This window comes from Weissella sp. MSCH1 (assembly GCF_045799135.1).
GTDB lineage: Bacteria > Bacillota > Bacilli > Lactobacillales > Lactobacillaceae > Weissella.
In genome coordinates this window covers 41,968-58,581 of record NZ_JBJMBA010000027.1, presented here as the reverse complement: position 1 = coordinate 58,581, position 16,614 = coordinate 41,968, and the positions used below count along the sequence as shown (strand labels likewise).

The following is a 16,614-nucleotide window of genomic DNA, read 5'->3' as shown; positions in this document are numbered from 1 at the left end:
GGACGTTGAGTTGCCGCTCAACGTCTTTTTCTTTGCCTTTATTACCACTATTATACCAAAAAGCAGGCGCAAACCCTTGATATACATGGGTTTGCGCCTGCTTTTATTCAAAATGTTCAGCTGAGTTTTGTCCCAGCCTCTCAAATAACAACTATTCCTAATAAACCGTCAAAATCAACTTACCATGCACGCCACCCCGTTGCAGACGCGCATAATCCAACCGTACATTATCAGCGCTCAATGGCAATTCGCTATCAATCACACTGATAAAGCGACCACTGCTCAAACCATCCAACAAAGTCTGCACGGTTTCAACACTCGCTTGGTTAAAGAAGTGAACAAATCGTGGATCACGATGTGAACGTGCGACAATCGACAAGACATGACCATTTGGCTTAGTAGCCTTAAACGAGGCCGCCAACACTCGATCCGAACCAACTGTATCGTAAACCGCATCATACACAGCCCCGTTAGCCGCAACATCATCCGTCTTATAATCAAAGATCGTCACTTGTGGGAACTTCTCACGCAACATTTCTAAGCCCCAACCACTGGCCGTGGCGCTCACTTCAGCGCCAGCATCCAGCGCTGCCTGAATGGCCATTAATCCAACTGAACCCGAGCCGCCGTGAACCAAAACATGTTGGCCGGCCTTAACCTGCAATCCGCGGACGATGCCACTGTAACCAGTTTGGCCGCCTAGCACAACCGACACAGCGGCTGCGTATGTCACGTTATCAGGAATGTGCGCCGCCAATCGTTCTGGCACTAAAACTTCTTCTGCGTAGGTTTCACCACCACGGACATTAGCGGCCAAACGGTCACCAACTTTGAAGCCACGAACATTGCGACCAACCGCAATAACATCCCCAGCCACAGACGAACCCAAAATCATGCCATTTTGACCGCCACGGCTACCGTTCCCAATCTTAATATCAATTGGGTCCACTGCAACCGCGCGCGTCTTAACCAAAATTTCATCAGCTGACACCTTCAAATCATGGACCTCTGCATCAACTAATGAATCGAAATCACCTAACCGATTTAGTACAACTGCCTTCATGTTTCTTGCCTTCTTTTCTTATTTACGATTAGTGTACACCCGTCCAAAATAGGTGGCGTAAAACTGGCCCTTAATCGGCATCAATCGTTAACTGGCGCGCCTCAGGGTTCAAAACATGTTGATTAGTCAACTCTTCAATCGTCGCAAATAGCACGCCTTCACGAATACCTGACTGCGAGAAAATAACCTTATTACTATCGATAATCGTCAACAAAGTCACAATTGGCAAAACGCCCCCGATAATAATATCGCCCCGGGCTTTCGACAAACCACGAATTTCAATGCGTTCCGCCTTGTTATCACCCAACAACTCAGCAAAAATATCATCGACCTCGTCCTTGGTCATTTGATAACCGTGCACGGGTAAGTCCAACTGATTACGACGGTGACGCATAATCTTAGCCAACGTTCGATTAGACCCACCGATTGCAATGATCGGCAAGTTCACTGCATTTGCTAACCAAGCAATATCATGGAAGTACTTATTCGTAGCCGTCAACGCATTGAACAAACTCTTCGCACTAACCAAATCTTTCTCCAGATGGGCTTCCGTAATATTGACGGCCCCGATTGGCACGCTGATACGTTGCACCATCTTACCGGACTTCACCAAAATCATTTCAGTCGACGCCCCACCAGTATCCAAAATCAGCGCATCATTAACCGGTAGCGAATTCATAACGCCTTTGAAGTCATACACCGCCTCCTGATCGCCTGAAATAACGGTCAGGTCAAAGCCCATCGTTTCTTTAAAGCGAGCCAAAAATTCCGCTTGATTGGTGGCCTGACGTACAGCAGCCGTGGCAACAGCCCGCACGTGTACCTGTTCATCAAATGTCGTATAAATTTCTTTAAATTCAGCCAGCGCCACCATTGTCCGGTCAATTGCATCTGGTTGAATCACTTTCTCATCGCCCATCCCCGCTGACATTCGCACCATTTCTTGACGGCGGTCTAGTACTTCATATGACCCATCTGCATTAATGCGATTAACCATCATGCGAACCGAGTTTGAACCAAGATCCAAAATTGCTAATGTAGGCATAATCTCTCTCCTCCAGTTTTAGTCGTTTTCATTTTCAGCTGCAATTAGTAAGCGTTCTTGCACCGGTACCGGATCTGAATCTGCCTTTAACTTGCGGCGGACATACCGTCCATTGCGCGTTTTATTGAAGCTTTGCGCCCGGTCTGACCACATCTGACGGAAAATTTTACGAATACGGTGTTTCAACGCCACATCGTGAATTGGAAACAGCAATTCTACGCGCCGGTCAAAGTTACGTGGCATCGCATCCGCAGACGCCAGATACACCGTCACATCCTCTTTATCCCGTTTAAACAGATAAATCCGTGAGTGTTCGAGTAACCGCCCAACAATTGAGCGGATTTGGATATTCTCACTCACATTCGGCAGATTTGGCATCGCTGTTGCAATCCCCCGGACCAGCAAATGAATGTGCACCCCGGCTTGGCTCGCGCTGTACAACTTTTCAATTAACGCCTGGTCCGAAATAGAATTCACTTTGAACCAGATTTCGGGGTGTTTACCCGCATTGGCTGCGGCAATCATTTCATCAATCCGTTCGATTAAAGTCGCCCGCAACATATTTGGCGCAATTCGAATGTCAGCCAATGCTTGCGGTTGTGATGCTTGCCCCGTTACATAAGCGAACACGTGCCGGACATCAGCTGCCATGGGCTCATCGGCAGTAAATAAGCCAAAGTCCGTGTAAAAGTGGGCCGTTTTATCGTTGTAGTTACCCGTTCCCAAATGAACAATCGTGCGACCATCACGGACAACATAGGCCATCTTGGCATGAACTTTCATCGCTGGAAAACTTGTAAACACGGTCACACCAGCAGCTTGTAGTGTATCCACCAATTTCAAGTTGTTTGGTTCATCAAACCGGGCCTTAATCTCAACCAGTGCCACCACGTGTTTACCCGCCTGGGCTGCTTGTGTGAGCGCCGCCACAATTGGCGAATCATGCGACACCCGATAAATGGAAATGCCAATTTCTGACACCGAGTCATCATGCGCCGCCTGCTGGAAGAAATTTAACACCGCATCATAACTGTCATACGGATGATGCACAAGGTAATCCTGCGCCACAATGTTATCAAAAATATCAGTCCCTGCCAGCGCCTCTACCTGGTGCGGCTGATATGGGTGATAATGCAAGAAGGCAAACTCAGCAGCTTGGTCTTCCTGTTTCAATAAGTCATTTAATTCGGTCACAAAATCATACGCCAGCGGGCCCTTAACCTTAAAGACGTGAAGTCGGTCAACACCCAAAACCTGCTGCAAATGGCGTTTCAATTCGGCTGGCATTTGCGCCGAAACCGTTAAATTAATTGCTGGCGCCGTCGCCCGTTTATCAACCTCTGCTTGAATGGCATCCACCACATCAGTCGTTGACTTTGGCAAAATAGGCATGCTCATATCTTGCAAGATGCGGAATTGATAGACCTGCTTATCAGCCAAGTTTGTCGCTAAATCGGCCATGTACGTCGCGATGACATCGGTCGTCGTCACAAAACGGCTATTAGGCCCTGGCACGCGGATAAATCGTGGTGTCGTCGTTGGCAAGGCAAACGTCGTCCAATCAGCATCCCCCGTATGACCAACGACAAAGTTAATCGTCCCATTGGATACTTCCGATAAGCTGGTCGCGTCCATTGTCTTTAAGACCAATTGTGGCTGAATCGTCTGCTGGAAAATCCGGCGGACCGCTGCCCGGTCATGCGCCTTTAAATCCGCCACCGGTAAAATCGGTAAATGCACATTGCTCAAAGCAACTTTCAAAGCTTCATAGCTCTGGTATTGGTGCCGTAACTGCTTACGAATAGCATGGCGCACCGCATTCATTTGTTGTTGTGGCGTCATGCCCGCCGGATCCTTCTTATCATCCCCAGCTTGAATATCACGAATCAAATCCGCCATGCGGACCATGTACCATTCATCAAAATTGCTCTGCGTGATACTTAAAAAATTTGCTCTTTCCAAAAGTGGCTGGCCCGCATCTTGACTCAGCGCCAAAACACGTTCATTAAAGGCCATCCAACTTAACTCACGATTCATAAAATCGTGGTGTGTTAAAAAGTCTAATCTCATGAATAATCCCCTCCCCCGAGTGACCAAATTATACGCCTAATCGGTCCCAATTCTCCAGTGAAAATGAGAGAAAAATGACAAAGCGTGCAAGAATGTTACAACTTGCACGCTTTGATGATTAATTAATCTTTACTTGTGGGTTCAATAGGCCCATTGGATCCAATAAGGCTTTGATTTGGTGTTGCAAATAATCCGTCTCGCCGAGTTCATAATTGTTCCACTGATTCTTCTGCAAACCAACCGCGTGTTCACCTGAAATTGTCCCACCACGGCGAATCGTTTCCTTGAACATATCGCTAATTGCTTCCGCTGCACCAGCTGGTGGCTCAGTCACATTTTGGTCCCAAACAATTGACGGGTGGACGTTACCATCGCCAGCGTGACCAGCAACGTACAACTCAAGGCCGTACTTCTCGCCAAGCGACGTGATGTAATCCATCATGCCAGCCATTTGTGACAACGGCAAGGCCATATCTTCCATGACGTGGTTCTTATCCTTGAAAATAGCTGGCAACATATCCTGGCGCAACTTAAGCAACGCCGCTGCCTGCTCAGGATCATCCGTTACCTGAACGTCAAAAGCACCATTCGCCGTCAGCGTTTGCTCACTAATGTTAAGAATTTCAGGCGTTGAAAAATCTAACTTGAAAATCAGCATCGTCGCGTGTTTGTCAGCGTAGTGCGTGCCTTCAAAACGGTCCAAAGCAGCCACAGTTGCTGCGTCGAGCGCTTCCAGCATGGTTGGGTAGACACCTGACCGACGCAAGGCCCCGGTTCCCTTAGCTAAATCAGCCATATCCTTAAAGAACGCAATCCCAGTTAAGGGCGTCCCCACTGGAATTGGACTCAGCTTGACGGTGATTTCAACAATCACACCTAGCGTTCCTTCCGACCCAACAAACAATTGTGTCAAATCATACCCAAACGCCTGCTTCAGCGTACGACCACCTAACGTCACTAAACGACCATCCGCAAGGACGACCTTCACACCGAGAATATTATCCTTGGTGACGCCATAACGCACGGAACTCATACCACCAGCGTTTGTTGACACATTACCCCCAATACTACTGATGTTCTTTGAGCCTGGGTCAGGTGCGTAGAAGAAGCCAACTTCACGGGCAGCCTTATCCAAATCGTTGTTAATTACCCCTGGCTCAACAACTGCTACAGAGTCATCGGGATTCACTTCTAAAATGTGGTTCATGCGATCAAGTGACAAAATCACTGCACCTGAACGGCCTCGTGAGCCGGATACCACGCTGGTACCCGTTGCCTTGGTAATCACCGCCAAGTGATACTGACGGGCGACAGCCAACACCGCCTGCACATCTGCAATCGTGGCCGCTTCAATGACGGCGAGTGGTAGGATTACTTGGTCAACCACTGAATATTGATCATCACTATACTTATACAATGTGTCTTGATCAGTTAAGACATCACCAGTTGCGACCTGCGCTTGCAAAGCCGCAATAATATCCTGGTTCGAGAACGCTGCAAAATTAATCGACATCACTTCGACCTTCCGTTTCTCAGCTAGTGTGTTTGTTACGCTTACATCTTAACTCGCTTACTAAAAATAAACACGAAAGTCCGATTTTACGGCGATGAAAAAATAAACCTTCCCCGCTGTTGTGGAAAGCATATGATAGCTTTGGGAGGATATTAGGTTTATGAATATGATTAAGAAAATTTTAGTAACAAGTGCCGTCAGCCTGACGCTAGGTGCCACACAATTTGTGCACATGCAACCTGCGATGGCAGCTGAACAAACTGGATATATTAACCTGAAAAATGTTGGTTGGCGTTGGCTAGAAAACGGTCATACCTACACTGGCTTTCGGTATTACATGGGCACCTATTATTGGTTTACAAACGGTATTCGGCAAGACACAAGTTGGCATCATGCCTGGGGTTTAACTTACTATACCGATGCCGATGGACGCGCTATGCAAGGTAACCGTGTCATTAACGGTGTTGCCTATAATTTTGGTAACAATGGCACTTTCTTTTTGCGTAACAAAATAACTGGCTACGTCGATGCCGGCCAAGGTTGGCGCTGGTATGAAAGTGGGAAGCCATACACAGGCATTCGCAACTATATGGGCGCATATTACTACTTTGAAAATGGTATCCGACAACAAAATAAATTTGTTCAAGCATACGGCTTAGTTTATTATGTTGGATCAGACGGACGAACAATTCAAGGCAACCATTCGTTTGGTGGCGAGTATCTCAATTTTGGAAATGACGGTACGTACTATCTGCGGACAGATGCTCGTGTTCATCAACCAATTAGAAGCGTACCCCAATTAAATATTGGACACTTTCCCGCTGAACTTCAAGGTAATTGGTACGCTTATAACGACACGAATCACACTTACTCAGTTCTATCAATTTCGGCTCATGACGCTAACTCTTGGACCGAAGATAGCCAAGGTCGTCGTACGTCAACTAGTCGACTTGTGCAATCAACTGCTGCCAAGTATAAAGGGTTCTCCCAGCATGCCGTCATTTCGACTAACGGACAAAAATCGGCAACAGGTAACCAAATTTGGTCAATTGTTGACACTGCAGAACAGTTCCACGACTATAATGGACGAACAAATGCAGTCGGCGCTGTCGATGGTCGTGCATGGTGGTTATCGAACATCGACTCTGGTGGGCGCACAGTATTAAACTGGTACGAACGACAAGGATATGTCGAACGATACACACCAACTCGAACACCGATTAATTATTCAAGAAGCTACACCAGTTCAATCGTCCCTGACTTAGGCATATAAATCATTAGCAACTTCCCTAAGAATTATCACATCTTCTTGATACCCTATAGAAAACATTTGGAGGGCATCAGAATGGTAGTAACTTGCGAAAATTGCGGTAGTGAATTCAACACTAACGACTTGAACCTAGTTTTAGCCTGGGAAGACGATAACAATGAGTTCCCATACTGGACGTGTCCAGACTGTGAATACAACAATTTTGTTTACGATTTGGGTGATAATTAAAATGAGCGCACAACCTCAAAACTTAGGTTGTGCGCTCATTTTTGGTTATTCTATTATTGCACTGTTACATCATCTGATGACGCAACCATGGCTGGTACAGTATTGCTTCCGCCAATTTTCGTGTCGTATGAGTAACGATCAGTCAACTTGCCGTAAATCGATACCGTGCTATCCTCCACGGCATTTGTGGTCCCATTTACCATAACTTCAACCAAATCAGCATCACCGTCAATATCTACCAACAATGACTCAATGCCATCTTCTGAATCCGCTTGGAAAACAGTACCCGTCAAGTGGTATGGTTCACCAGAGTGATCATCTGACTTCATCAACATCGCGTATGAATAATTAGCCGCGTTATTATCTGCCTCTTGTTGCTTAGCAGCGACCGAACTAGCAGATGCTGCTGCAGCTTGTGATGAAGAGGCTGCTTCCGATGCCGCAATCGATGCCTTGCGGGCCTCAGACGACGCCTTACGAGCTGACTCACTCGCTGCTGATTCACTTGCTGCCTTACTTGCTGAAGCTGCTGCGGCTGCCTTGCGATCAGCAACAAACTTCTTGTGAGCATCCGATAGGTTTTCAACCGTAATCGTCTCTTTCTTCTCTTGCTTGCGCTCACCATCAAGGTATAGCGTGTAACTAACATCGTCTGACTTGGCAAACTTTGCAATATCACCTGTTAGTTCGTATGAATGGTGACCGACTTTCTTAACCGACGCATTCATTGCTTCAGTCTCAGCTTGTGTGAAGTCGACGTCAATTCGCTTAGCGTCAGCCGTAAACCGATAAGTAAACTTACCCTTTGCATCAGTCTTAGCAACCATATTCGTTGCTGAAAACTTGATTGCTTGCAACGCAGACTTATCTGCTGCTTGCTTCGCTTCACGCTTTTGTTCGACTGCGGCTTCGTGCGCTGCTACTGCGTGATTGTGAATACCACCAACGACAGCAATCATCAACAAAACCACTGGCACCGCAATCGCGGCATAACGAACGGGCTTTTTATCAATGTTAAATACTTTGGCGAACAACTCACGCTTGTCTCCAAAATATGCTAGCGCCGCAAACACAATAATCACGGCCAATAAAAGTCCGACCACCTTAAAATCTACTACCAACAAAACGAGCGTTAGTGCTACCAAACCTAACAATCTCTTCATAACTTATGAACCTCTCTCCAGAAAAAAATAACTTTTCCAGTTTACCAGGTTTTTCCGATATATTGCATTATTCCTAAATACAATATATTAGTAGTATGAATGTGTATTGTATTCCAGAATTATTCATCAAACAAAAAGCGTCCGAACACATTAACTGAACTCAGACGTCTTAGTAAAATATTTGTATACAACCCATTATCAGCAATCAACGGTCCAAGTTGTTTCATCAGGCGTCGACGCGTCATCCGTGCCATCTGAGACAAATTCGGCCCGAATATTTTTGGCCTCCCGAATAAGTTTAACGAGAAGTCCGCCAATTTTGATAAACAAGCGTAGCAACTTCACAACTTTTTCTAAAGCGGCCGTGTTCAAGGTCATCGCCGCCATCCCCAACTGGGCATTGTATGTCGTGGTCGCATTTTTCTGAACCCGTTCGTCATTGAAAAATGCCCACATGACATCGTTCGCTTCCCCACGCGTCACAAACTTGCCGAACTTGTGGTCCAAAGCAAATTCTAATTGGTCTTTCGTATGGATGACCGGGTTACCCGCGTCATTCAAAATAACGTCGTCAAGTAACGTCATATTTTTACCATGCGCAAATCCGATCCCTGAAACAGCCAGACCGCTTAAATCCGGCTGATGTTGCGCTTGCTTTAATTTTTCTAACTCAGTTGGTGTCATTAGACCGTCCTCCTCTAGTTTCACGGTTGTTTACCGTCATTATACCGAGAAACGGTCCAAAACCAGGCATCCAAACTTTTAGTCAGCTAAGTCTAAGGCCATGTTGAGCATCGTTGAGACACCTGGGTTGGCCTCCACCCGCACATTCAATTCGGGATCCTTGCGAATGACTTCGTAAGCTTCCCAGACCGTATGGTGATGCGAACCATTCATCACCACAATCTTCAAATCATACTTATCATTCCACAGCATGTCATTGACTTTGCCTTCACCAATCTTTGAGGTATCAATCCAGTCAACTGCCGCACCATATTCTTCGATACGGCGCTTAGCCATCCCGGCTGACTGACCAAACCAGGAAACAATCATCACCCGTTTACCAGCTAAGCGGTCATCAGTATCATGCGTCTCCGCTTCGGCCGGCTCATCTTTTACTTTGGTCGCTGATTCATCAATCGCCCGGAGACTCCTCAAGATGACAACCACATTTGTATCGGAACGCACCTTAGCTGAATAAATAACGTGCTCAGCAATTGCGGCCGTATCAATGCCATTATAGTCAATCTGGTCATCCAAACTGCTATACGTTACATCATTCAGGGTCACAAAATCCCAATAGCCGGCGTTTTTAACGAATTGCCCCTGTACCTGCTGCCAAAGTGATTTTTCATCATTAGTTAACGTGTTGTACTTATCAACCAAACGATCAAGCCGGACATAATCAGTAACCGTATCTGCTGACAAGTTTGCGATTAGTAAGTCCATCATCTCCCGGTTTGTCAACGTGGCTGGGGTAATAGCTGCCGGTACTGGTTCCGTTGACGTTGGTTCGCTTGCGACTTCAGCTGGTTCGGTTACCGGTGTCGCCGGCACACCTTGTTGCAGCGTCGCGATTTTCTCTGCCAAGACATTCATAATGGTCACCGCATTGGCATCATCGAACATCCCCGTAGCCGTCATCGTTGGTTGTGGTTGGGTAACAGCCGTCTGGGCTAATTCACCGTGTAACCGGTCGTTTTCCTGTTGTGCTTGCGCTAAATCAGCTTGCAACGCTTGTTGACTAGCTGCCAATTCACGCACTTGCTGACGGAGTTGTTCATTCTCGCGTCGGTTATTGTCTTGCTCACCATCCGCAATTTCAAATTCATCGAGTCGCTTTTTATAGGTCATCAACATGTTGTTGGCAGCGTCAAGCTCAGTCGCTTGCTGCTTAAGTTGCGCCTGTAACGCCGCTTGATCGTCGGTTGTTGCACTTACGGATGTCTCGACGTTGGCCAGGTTTTGGCGAAGATTATCCGCTTCGTTTTCAGCAGCGACAGCCCGGGCCATGTTGGCTTGCGCTTCCTTCTTTAAGGTCTTGTTGGCCTTGTTCAATCGGTTGATTTCGCTTTGCAAATCCGTCACTGTGGTATCCGGCTGGGTGTCCTGTGAAACCACCATGTCAGCCAGACGGCGCTTCAACGGTTTAGCCGGACGGCGCGCAGGTGTCACCTTATCATCTGGTCTAAGTTCGAAGTAATCTTCGAGTTGCATCGCGTCATCAATCTGTAGCAACGCCTGCAGATCAGCATACGAGCGCGTCCCTTTCACCATCATTGATACCGCGGTGGCGAAGTCTTCGTATGCCATCATGATATCGCCACGTTCAGCGTGTGTCAGCATGTAGTGGCCGAGATGTGGTTTCACTTCGTAATCAGTCAGTGTCAGTGGTTTCGCCTCATCCGAATAGGCATCCACGATGGTTTCTTGCAATTGTTGCAAGACAATCGCTGCTTTCGTATGGACCACACTTTTCTGAGCCACCGCTCGTCCCATTAGTTCCTGTAAATTTAATAACTTGTGTTGGATTGTTTGTGCAAGTGGCGTCGTCGTTTTGTTCGTACGGGGCACTTGTGTTTGTTGCTGTAATAAATGTTTCAGCTGTTTCTTATTAACCTTTGCCATCTCAATACCCTCAAATCTCATTATTCTCTTGCGGTGTTGCCAAACACCATGTGTGAAAATCACTATTTCTAGCATAGCACGCCACCCCAGTGTTTGGCAGAAGTTGCGTCTTTGGGCATATACCAAAAAGACCACATTACCGGCCTCGCTGTGCACGGTGATGTGGTCATCCCAAAATAACGGTTCAATATCATGCTGCTTGAGAAAAGTCAGTTGGCAAAGCGACACAATTTGACGGCATGTTTTGAACCCGCCATTAGTATAGTCCTTTCTATACTAGTTAACACAAATGTCTGGAATCCATTGTCGTTGCACTGACCAATACCTAAATTGCGGAACTTTGCCGTAACCGCATGGATTCGGCGTACACTTATTTAGTGGCTTCCGCATCGTGTCACACCTTCTATAATCTCAACAATCACAATATTCTTGATGCGAAAAAAACACCGGACCTACGCAACTGCGTGAGTCCGGTGCTTTTAGTTAATTATCTTGTGTCAATTGCGCAAGTTTCTTCTCAAGCGTTGTAACCAACGTCAACAGTTCAGCTTGTTGATTAAGTAGCAACGCATTTTGCGTCTCCAAGTAGTCAAAGCGCAATGCATCACGATGTTCCAACAGACGCCCCCGATTTGATTTCAAATCCAGTTCGGCCGCCATTTCATCGCGGTCTTTCTCTAAGTCAGCAAGTCGTTTTTCAAGATTTTTTCGATCGTTCTGTCTAGTCATGCCGATATCATCCCCTTCCAACGACAGCAACCCTTATTTAGCTGAGAGTCCTGTTTCACGCGCTAGTGGTGAATCGTCGTATCATCAACGTGCAATTGTTGCCGAATGGCCGCGTATGACACGTGGTCACGTTGCGTCAACAATTGGGTATACCGTTCAACTAATTGTGCATGGTACGCCCCCTTGTTCAACCCTTGGGTTTCGATGACGGGTGCCGTGTCAATCCCAGTTGACTTCGTAAACCCGTAGTGGATGTTACCAATTCCTGTGCTTGATGCATCAAAGTTTGCCATATTAAATCCCTCTTTGCACACGTCGAAACGTGTTGCTTAATACTTTCTGTCAACCAATATTTCAAAAACGAAAAGTCACGTTCCCAACCTACCACAGCTGGAGAGCATGACTTTATTGACTAACATTTTTAACCGGGTGATAACACTTTTAATCTCCCTCATATTATTTTAATACTTTTTGTAAGTAAAAGTGCAAAAGTCCGAAAAAATGGTGTTATTCGCTTAATCACTATATAATCATTTGACGGATCCACCGCTAATGGGGTTCAATAGAAGTATCACATAGTCGCATTCGGCTAGAAAGAAGCTTTCATATGGCAGCATTCACACCCATTACTTTTAATCGCATTAAAGAAATTGCAGATGAACAAGGCTATTCCCTTCGAACCATTAATAATGTGGCCGAATTAGGCACAAACACCATTTACGGTTGGAAGTTTAAAGAGCCGACCATCGCTCACGTTGAGGCCGTTGCGAACGTACTAGGCGTTTCAGTTAATTACTTGCTTGGCTACACCGACAGCCGTGATAACAGTGTCGAGACCTTACCCCTCGAATTTACTGAGATTGATACCTACATGGAAGAAATCGTTGCCTTGATCGAGTCGGCTGGTCTATCAAAGTTGCAACTGCAAACCTTGAAGCGGCTCATTCAAAAAGATTTAACACAATTTGACTAACAAAACCGCGTACTCATTTGGGTACGCGGTTTTCATTTTGCTTAGAATTGGGCGGCGGACCCGTAATCCGTTCGATAAGCACCGTTTACGCCAGCCAGTTTACCAATTTCACGTAATTGCGCCACATACGGTGCAGCGCCATCCGGTAAGGTAAAGGTGTGGTTGAAAACGCTAAAATCAATATAGGCCACTAAGCGATTCGCCCACCGTCGGGCATCCTCGCCGCGTTCCATACGGGTTGCCACGCGTTGGGCCACCAGCAAAAGTTCATTAATCACATCGGCTTCGTTCAATACCTGCTGCAGTCCCATCACTGCATCTAGAACTTGGGCCCGTTCAAGCCGATCAATACGGCGTTGCTTATTAAAAAACATCGTACTACCCCCTTACGGACAGTCTAGCACTTTTCCAGCTGTTGAAAAGCTGATATTTTGCTAATTAAATTCACGCTTGCTATTATGCCCCTTTGGCGTTAAAGTTATGCCACGTTGATAATTCAGCGCCGACTTGAGCTTGTCGTTAAACAGCTCAGAGGGTTTTACGGGATACAACCGCCTCTCAAAAAACAAACCGGCCGGTGTAATTTTTGCACCAGTCGCATGTCGCATGCGCCCACGTTACCGAATCGGTGGGTTTTCAACAATCGGAGGAACACCTATGTTCTCATATCACTCGCTCGCATCTGCCACAGTGGCAATGCGTCGCACTATCCCGGCACCTCACCAATTGTGGGATGCTATCAACCCGGTCACAATGGTCCGGGAACTTGTCACCTTAAATCGGCGGGAACACCTGTTACTTGGCAGTATGTTAACCGCCTCGGTGGTCGCCTTTGCCTTCCAGCACGATTACTCGACAATTGGGTGGATTGGCTTATTAACCTCGTTTGCCACAGCATTCAACTTAATTCTGGTTGATCGGGGTCGGTTAACGAATTACGGTTGGGGCTTAATCTCAACCAGTACTTGGCTGGTAATTGCCTTTCATAATCGGTTAATTGGCGACATATCATCACAACTGTTCTATTTTACCGCACAGTTCGTTGGTATTGCCGTTTGGCACCGGTCAATTGCCGCTTCGCAAAATGATGCTGTTGTACCAAGACGACTCACCAACACGATGGTCATTTGGGCTATTGGCTTTTCACTGCTATTATATGGTGCAAACGTCGCGCTATCCCATGCACTACACGGTAATCAAATCTATTTGGATGCCTCATTGCTGGTGCTGGGTGTGATTGGCCAGATTTTAATGACCTACGGGTACCGGTCACAGTGGGTTGCTTGGCTCATTCTGGACGTCATTAACGTCATCATTTGGGCTGTACAACTCCGTCATGGCGGCGCTGCGGCGCTATCGATGTTGGTGCTGCAAATTAGCGCTTTGCTTAATGGGCTCTATGGTGCTTACTTATGGTTCCGGCCACAAACTGCATAATCACTAAACCAAAGGGTGTAACCGTCGCTGGCAAGACGACTGGTTACACCCTTTTAAAATGATTAAATTCACTGTAAATAGGTCGTATAACCCTGCGCAATTAGGTATTCATACGCCCTTAGAACTTGATCTGGCAAAGTCACTGGAACCTGGAAACCCAGATCCGGGTACGTCAACAAACGTTGCGTATCGCCCACCATTAGCGCAATCATTCGTTCAAGCGGCACATCAGCGGTTGGATATTGTTCAAATGGCATGGCTGGTGAATCGATATACCAATCAACTTCAGGCCATTGTCGTTGCGCTGTCGCCATCGCCCGGCGACCGAGATATGTCTTACTGACAATCAAGCCGCTTTGGACGGTAATCTGCTTCGATGCCAACAAGCGCTTCGTGAATTGAAAGTTTTGACCAGAATTGGTCGACGCGTTTTCAATGAGAATTTTATCAGCAGGTACACCAGCTGTCTGCATGATCTCTGCATATTTTTCAGCTTCCGGAATTTGCCAAAGATCACGGGTGATTTTGCCAAAACCACCAGTTGCCACAATGAAGTCGGCTTTACCTTGCAGAAATAGCTCGGCTGCATGTTCAGCCGGACGTAGGTCGTGTGAGCCCATCGTCAGGATAAAATCTGCATGGTCGGTAGGTCGTTCTTGATGATGAAAGTCATATAACACTTTAGCAGCTGTTAATACTTTTTCGTTCATTGCACACCCTCCGTCCGTAGCTTTATAAAGTTTCTGTCTGTGCGTTCATTATACTACTTCACATACTTCAGACTAACTAACTTGTTATCCCCTAAATCAGCAATCCCAGTGACCTTAAACTGACTACCGTGCTTGATCAAATATTCTTTCTCAATCTTCCAATCTGACAAGTTACCGATATAGGCCCCTGTTGACTTGCCCTTTGGCAACGTGATTTCAAGGACGATGCCCGTACCGTACTTCTTTGCAATTTCTTGGTCAAACGTGGCACTCATATACCCTTTATCACGATAAGTTGCCCCAACCCCTAACTTGCCAGTCAACCCAGCCTTAAAACCATCCGTCGACAAGCCACGCCAAACCGTGGTTGCCTTGGGATTCTTAAATCGCTTGAACGCTGTATCAATTGACTTGATTTCAGCCTTAGTTGCTTTTGAGGCATGCTTATCCAGTCCGCGTAGCCAGTTATTCATATCACCATAGTTTTTGCTGTATTCGTTAATGGCAGCGACTTGCTTCTTCGACAAACGCTTGGCCCAGGTTTGGCTGTACTGACTAAACTTGGGTTCGTCCTTCGACATTTTGGTTGCTGGATCCTGATGATTCAATGTCAGCCCATCTTGTGACAACCCCTCATCATTCAACACGTAGACATACTTATCTGTATCAATCTTAGGCAAGTCAGTCGACGTCACCGTGTAGCCACCCAAATCGGTATAAGGGCCCGACAGCTTCAGTGTTTCACCAGCCTTCATGTAGTAAATCTTAACTAAGGTGGTGCCGTCAGTCATAGTTTTACCCAACCGCAACTTTTGGACTGCAATGGCATCCCCCGCCAACGTATAGTTAATGTTCGACTGTACCGTTGCGGTTGTTGCTGATTGACTACTTTGCACGCCGTCCGCATGTACAGCCACTGGCGCAGTCGTTCCAATCAAGCCAGCAGCCCCAACCATCACCAATAAACTTGTTTGCCACATCTTCATAGCATTCATCCCCAATTTCCACTTTTATTATGTCAACATTATGACACGTTGTAACATTTCTGACAAATTGAAAGTTAAAATACGTCGCTAAACTAAATTTACGATATACTAAAACTAACTATAAGAAAGGGTTCGTCCATATGATGCCACTTAGTCTATTTATTTTGGCCGCCATCGTCGCGGTAATCGGCATGATTTTTTATAACACAAAATCTGACGCAAAATCTCGCTTCCCTGTTTTGATTGGTGTCATTGCAATTGTTGCCGGCCTGTTCTTTGTGCCTAAGCAACAGCTTGAAGCTGGCACAACACCAATTGTTAAAACCATTTTTGGTGCGCGTGCTGCCGCAAATTGGCAAGCCAACTGGTCAACCAGTGAACAACAGTCCGGCTGGTTAAAGGTGCAAGTATTAGATAAGCATAACAAGGTTGTCAAAACCATCAAACAGACGAATACCAACGTCATTAATGTCGCCGATATTCCAGACGGTGGCATGGTCAAGGTCAGCGAGACCAACGAAAAATAAGTTTACCGAAAAAAGTCCGAAACAAAATGCTGTTTCGGACTTTTTATTTACCGCCACCCAGCCATGACGACAAGTTCAACAAAAATAATGGCCACACCCAATAATGCAGATAATGTAAACGCTACTTGCTTGGTCTCACGCCACTTCAACACACCCCACAGCACGTAACTCAGCCCCATGACGATATTCAATGCTTCCATATGATACATATAACCAATCAAAAAGGCTAAGGTACCGATAAACGGTATGTAATCCACAAATTTTTTCATCAT

17 protein-coding genes are annotated in these 16,614 nt (G+C 46.3%); 4 read left to right on the top strand and 13 right to left on the bottom strand.

Features of this window, described 5'->3' with window-relative positions:
- Positions 1–157: 157 nt before the first annotated feature.
- The 4 genes from ACJ28U_RS01960 to ACJ28U_RS01945 form a co-directional block, all read right to left on the bottom strand.
- Positions 158–1,063 (bottom strand): zinc-binding alcohol dehydrogenase family protein, encoded by a 906-nt coding sequence (locus ACJ28U_RS01960; protein ID WP_407618227.1) that lies wholly within the window; start codon positions 1,061–1,063, stop codon positions 158–160.
- A 70-nt stretch (positions 1,064–1,133) separates the two neighbouring features.
- The gene (locus tag ACJ28U_RS01955; protein WP_407618226.1) at positions 1,134–2,108 is read right to left on the bottom strand and encodes an exopolyphosphatase; all 975 of its coding nucleotides are present in this window, start codon (positions 2,106–2,108) and stop codon (positions 1,134–1,136) included.
- 18 nt (positions 2,109–2,126) lie between these two features.
- Positions 2,127–4,178 (bottom strand): polyphosphate kinase 1, encoded by a 2,052-nt coding sequence (gene ppk1, locus ACJ28U_RS01950; RefSeq protein WP_407618225.1) that lies wholly within the window; start codon positions 4,176–4,178, stop codon positions 2,127–2,129.
- Positions 4,179–4,296: 118 nt separating this feature from the next.
- A complete protein-coding gene (locus ACJ28U_RS01945) occupies positions 4,297–5,691 on the bottom strand; it encodes an FAD-binding oxidoreductase (RefSeq protein ID WP_085640025.1) in 1,395 nt (464 codons plus the stop codon).
- 160 nt (positions 5,692–5,851) lie between these two features.
- On the opposite strand from ACJ28U_RS01945, the gene ACJ28U_RS01940 reads away from it, so the two are divergent.
- A complete protein-coding gene (locus ACJ28U_RS01940) occupies positions 5,852–6,964 on the top strand; it encodes a hypothetical protein (RefSeq protein ID WP_407618224.1) in 1,113 nt (370 codons plus the stop codon).
- 278 nt (positions 6,965–7,242) lie between these two features.
- Here the strand turns inward: ACJ28U_RS01940 and ACJ28U_RS01935 are convergent, their stop codons facing one another.
- From ACJ28U_RS01935 to ACJ28U_RS01915, 5 genes are all read right to left on the bottom strand, one after another.
- Positions 7,243–8,352, bottom strand: a complete 1,110-nt coding sequence (locus ACJ28U_RS01935) for a hypothetical protein (protein ID WP_407618223.1) — start codon at positions 8,350–8,352, stop codon at positions 7,243–7,245.
- Between the two features lie 198 nt (positions 8,353–8,550).
- Entirely contained in the window at positions 8,551–9,036 is a 486-nt protein-coding gene (locus ACJ28U_RS01930) for a hypothetical protein (RefSeq protein WP_407618222.1), read from the bottom strand.
- Positions 9,037–9,114: 78 nt separating this feature from the next.
- Positions 9,115–10,980 (bottom strand): hypothetical protein, encoded by a 1,866-nt coding sequence (locus ACJ28U_RS01925; RefSeq protein ID WP_407618221.1) that lies wholly within the window; start codon positions 10,978–10,980, stop codon positions 9,115–9,117.
- 483 nt (positions 10,981–11,463) lie between these two features.
- On the bottom strand, positions 11,464–11,709 hold the full coding sequence (locus tag ACJ28U_RS01920; RefSeq protein WP_010369648.1) for a hypothetical protein: 246 nt from the start codon (positions 11,707–11,709) through the stop codon (positions 11,464–11,466).
- Positions 11,710–11,771: 62 nt separating this feature from the next.
- The gene (locus ACJ28U_RS01915) at positions 11,772–12,002 is read right to left on the bottom strand and encodes a hypothetical protein (protein ID WP_407618220.1); all 231 of its coding nucleotides are present in this window, start codon (positions 12,000–12,002) and stop codon (positions 11,772–11,774) included.
- A gap of 314 nt (positions 12,003–12,316) precedes the next feature.
- Between ACJ28U_RS01915 and ACJ28U_RS01910 the strand changes: the two genes are divergently transcribed.
- Complete coding sequence (locus ACJ28U_RS01910; protein ID WP_407618219.1) at positions 12,317–12,682, top strand: helix-turn-helix domain-containing protein; 366 nt, start codon at positions 12,317–12,319, stop codon at positions 12,680–12,682.
- Between the two features lie 41 nt (positions 12,683–12,723).
- On the opposite strand, the gene ACJ28U_RS01905 is transcribed toward ACJ28U_RS01910, so the two are convergent.
- The gene (locus tag ACJ28U_RS01905; RefSeq protein WP_407618218.1) at positions 12,724–13,056 is read right to left on the bottom strand and encodes a hypothetical protein; all 333 of its coding nucleotides are present in this window, start codon (positions 13,054–13,056) and stop codon (positions 12,724–12,726) included.
- Between the two features lie 283 nt (positions 13,057–13,339).
- Between ACJ28U_RS01905 and pnuC the strand changes: the two genes are divergently transcribed.
- The gene (gene pnuC / locus ACJ28U_RS01900; protein WP_407618217.1) at positions 13,340–14,119 is read left to right on the top strand and encodes a nicotinamide riboside transporter PnuC; all 780 of its coding nucleotides are present in this window, start codon (positions 13,340–13,342) and stop codon (positions 14,117–14,119) included.
- A 68-nt stretch (positions 14,120–14,187) separates the two neighbouring features.
- Here the strand turns inward: pnuC and ACJ28U_RS01895 are convergent, their stop codons facing one another.
- A complete protein-coding gene (locus ACJ28U_RS01895) occupies positions 14,188–14,829 on the bottom strand; it encodes a YdcF family protein (RefSeq protein ID WP_407618216.1) in 642 nt (213 codons plus the stop codon).
- A gap of 53 nt (positions 14,830–14,882) precedes the next feature.
- Complete coding sequence (locus ACJ28U_RS01890; protein WP_407618215.1) at positions 14,883–15,815, bottom strand: ADP-ribosyltransferase; 933 nt, start codon at positions 15,813–15,815, stop codon at positions 14,883–14,885.
- Positions 15,816–15,955: 140 nt separating this feature from the next.
- On the opposite strand from ACJ28U_RS01890, the gene ACJ28U_RS01885 reads away from it, so the two are divergent.
- On the top strand, positions 15,956–16,342 hold the full coding sequence (locus tag ACJ28U_RS01885; RefSeq protein WP_407618214.1) for a hypothetical protein: 387 nt from the start codon (positions 15,956–15,958) through the stop codon (positions 16,340–16,342).
- A 47-nt stretch (positions 16,343–16,389) separates the two neighbouring features.
- Here the strand turns inward: ACJ28U_RS01885 and ACJ28U_RS01880 are convergent, their stop codons facing one another.
- Complete coding sequence (locus ACJ28U_RS01880) at positions 16,390–16,614, bottom strand: hypothetical protein (protein WP_407618213.1); 225 nt, start codon at positions 16,612–16,614, stop codon at positions 16,390–16,392.

Excerpts from the sequence above, each read along its gene's own strand:
- ACJ28U_RS01960 (WP_407618227.1), bottom strand. The coding sequence starts at position 1,063 with ATGAAGGCAGTTGTACTAAATCGGTTAGGTGATTTCGATTCATTAGTT.
- ACJ28U_RS01955 (WP_407618226.1), bottom strand. The coding sequence starts at position 2,108 with ATGCCTACATTAGCAATTTTGGATCTTGGTTCAAACTCGGTTCGCATG.
- ppk1 (WP_407618225.1), bottom strand. The coding sequence starts at position 4,178 with ATGAGATTAGACTTTTTAACACACCACGATTTTATGAATCGTGAGTTA.
- ACJ28U_RS01945 (WP_085640025.1), bottom strand. The coding sequence starts at position 5,691 with ATGTCGATTAATTTTGCAGCGTTCTCGAACCAGGATATTATTGCGGCT.
- ACJ28U_RS01940 (WP_407618224.1), top strand. The coding sequence starts at position 5,852 with ATGAATATGATTAAGAAAATTTTAGTAACAAGTGCCGTCAGCCTGACG.
- ACJ28U_RS01935 (WP_407618223.1), bottom strand. The coding sequence starts at position 8,352 with ATGAAGAGATTGTTAGGTTTGGTAGCACTAACGCTCGTTTTGTTGGTA.
- ACJ28U_RS01930 (WP_407618222.1), bottom strand. The coding sequence starts at position 9,036 with ATGACACCAACTGAGTTAGAAAAATTAAAGCAAGCGCAACATCAGCCG.
- ACJ28U_RS01925 (WP_407618221.1), bottom strand. The coding sequence starts at position 10,980 with ATGGCAAAGGTTAATAAGAAACAGCTGAAACATTTATTACAGCAACAA.
- ACJ28U_RS01920 (WP_010369648.1), bottom strand. The coding sequence starts at position 11,709 with ATGACTAGACAGAACGATCGAAAAAATCTTGAAAAACGACTTGCTGAC.
- ACJ28U_RS01915 (WP_407618220.1), bottom strand. The coding sequence starts at position 12,002 with ATGGCAAACTTTGATGCATCAAGCACAGGAATTGGTAACATCCACTAC.
- ACJ28U_RS01910 (WP_407618219.1), top strand. The coding sequence starts at position 12,317 with ATGGCAGCATTCACACCCATTACTTTTAATCGCATTAAAGAAATTGCA.
- ACJ28U_RS01905 (WP_407618218.1), bottom strand. The coding sequence starts at position 13,056 with ATGTTTTTTAATAAGCAACGCCGTATTGATCGGCTTGAACGGGCCCAA.
- pnuC (WP_407618217.1), top strand. The coding sequence starts at position 13,340 with ATGTTCTCATATCACTCGCTCGCATCTGCCACAGTGGCAATGCGTCGC.
- ACJ28U_RS01895 (WP_407618216.1), bottom strand. The coding sequence starts at position 14,829 with ATGAACGAAAAAGTATTAACAGCTGCTAAAGTGTTATATGACTTTCAT.
- ACJ28U_RS01890 (WP_407618215.1), bottom strand. The coding sequence starts at position 15,815 with ATGAAGATGTGGCAAACAAGTTTATTGGTGATGGTTGGGGCTGCTGGC.
- ACJ28U_RS01885 (WP_407618214.1), top strand. The coding sequence starts at position 15,956 with ATGATGCCACTTAGTCTATTTATTTTGGCCGCCATCGTCGCGGTAATC.
- ACJ28U_RS01880 (WP_407618213.1), bottom strand. The coding sequence starts at position 16,614 with ATGATGAAAAAATTTGTGGATTACATACCGTTTATCGGTACCTTAGCC.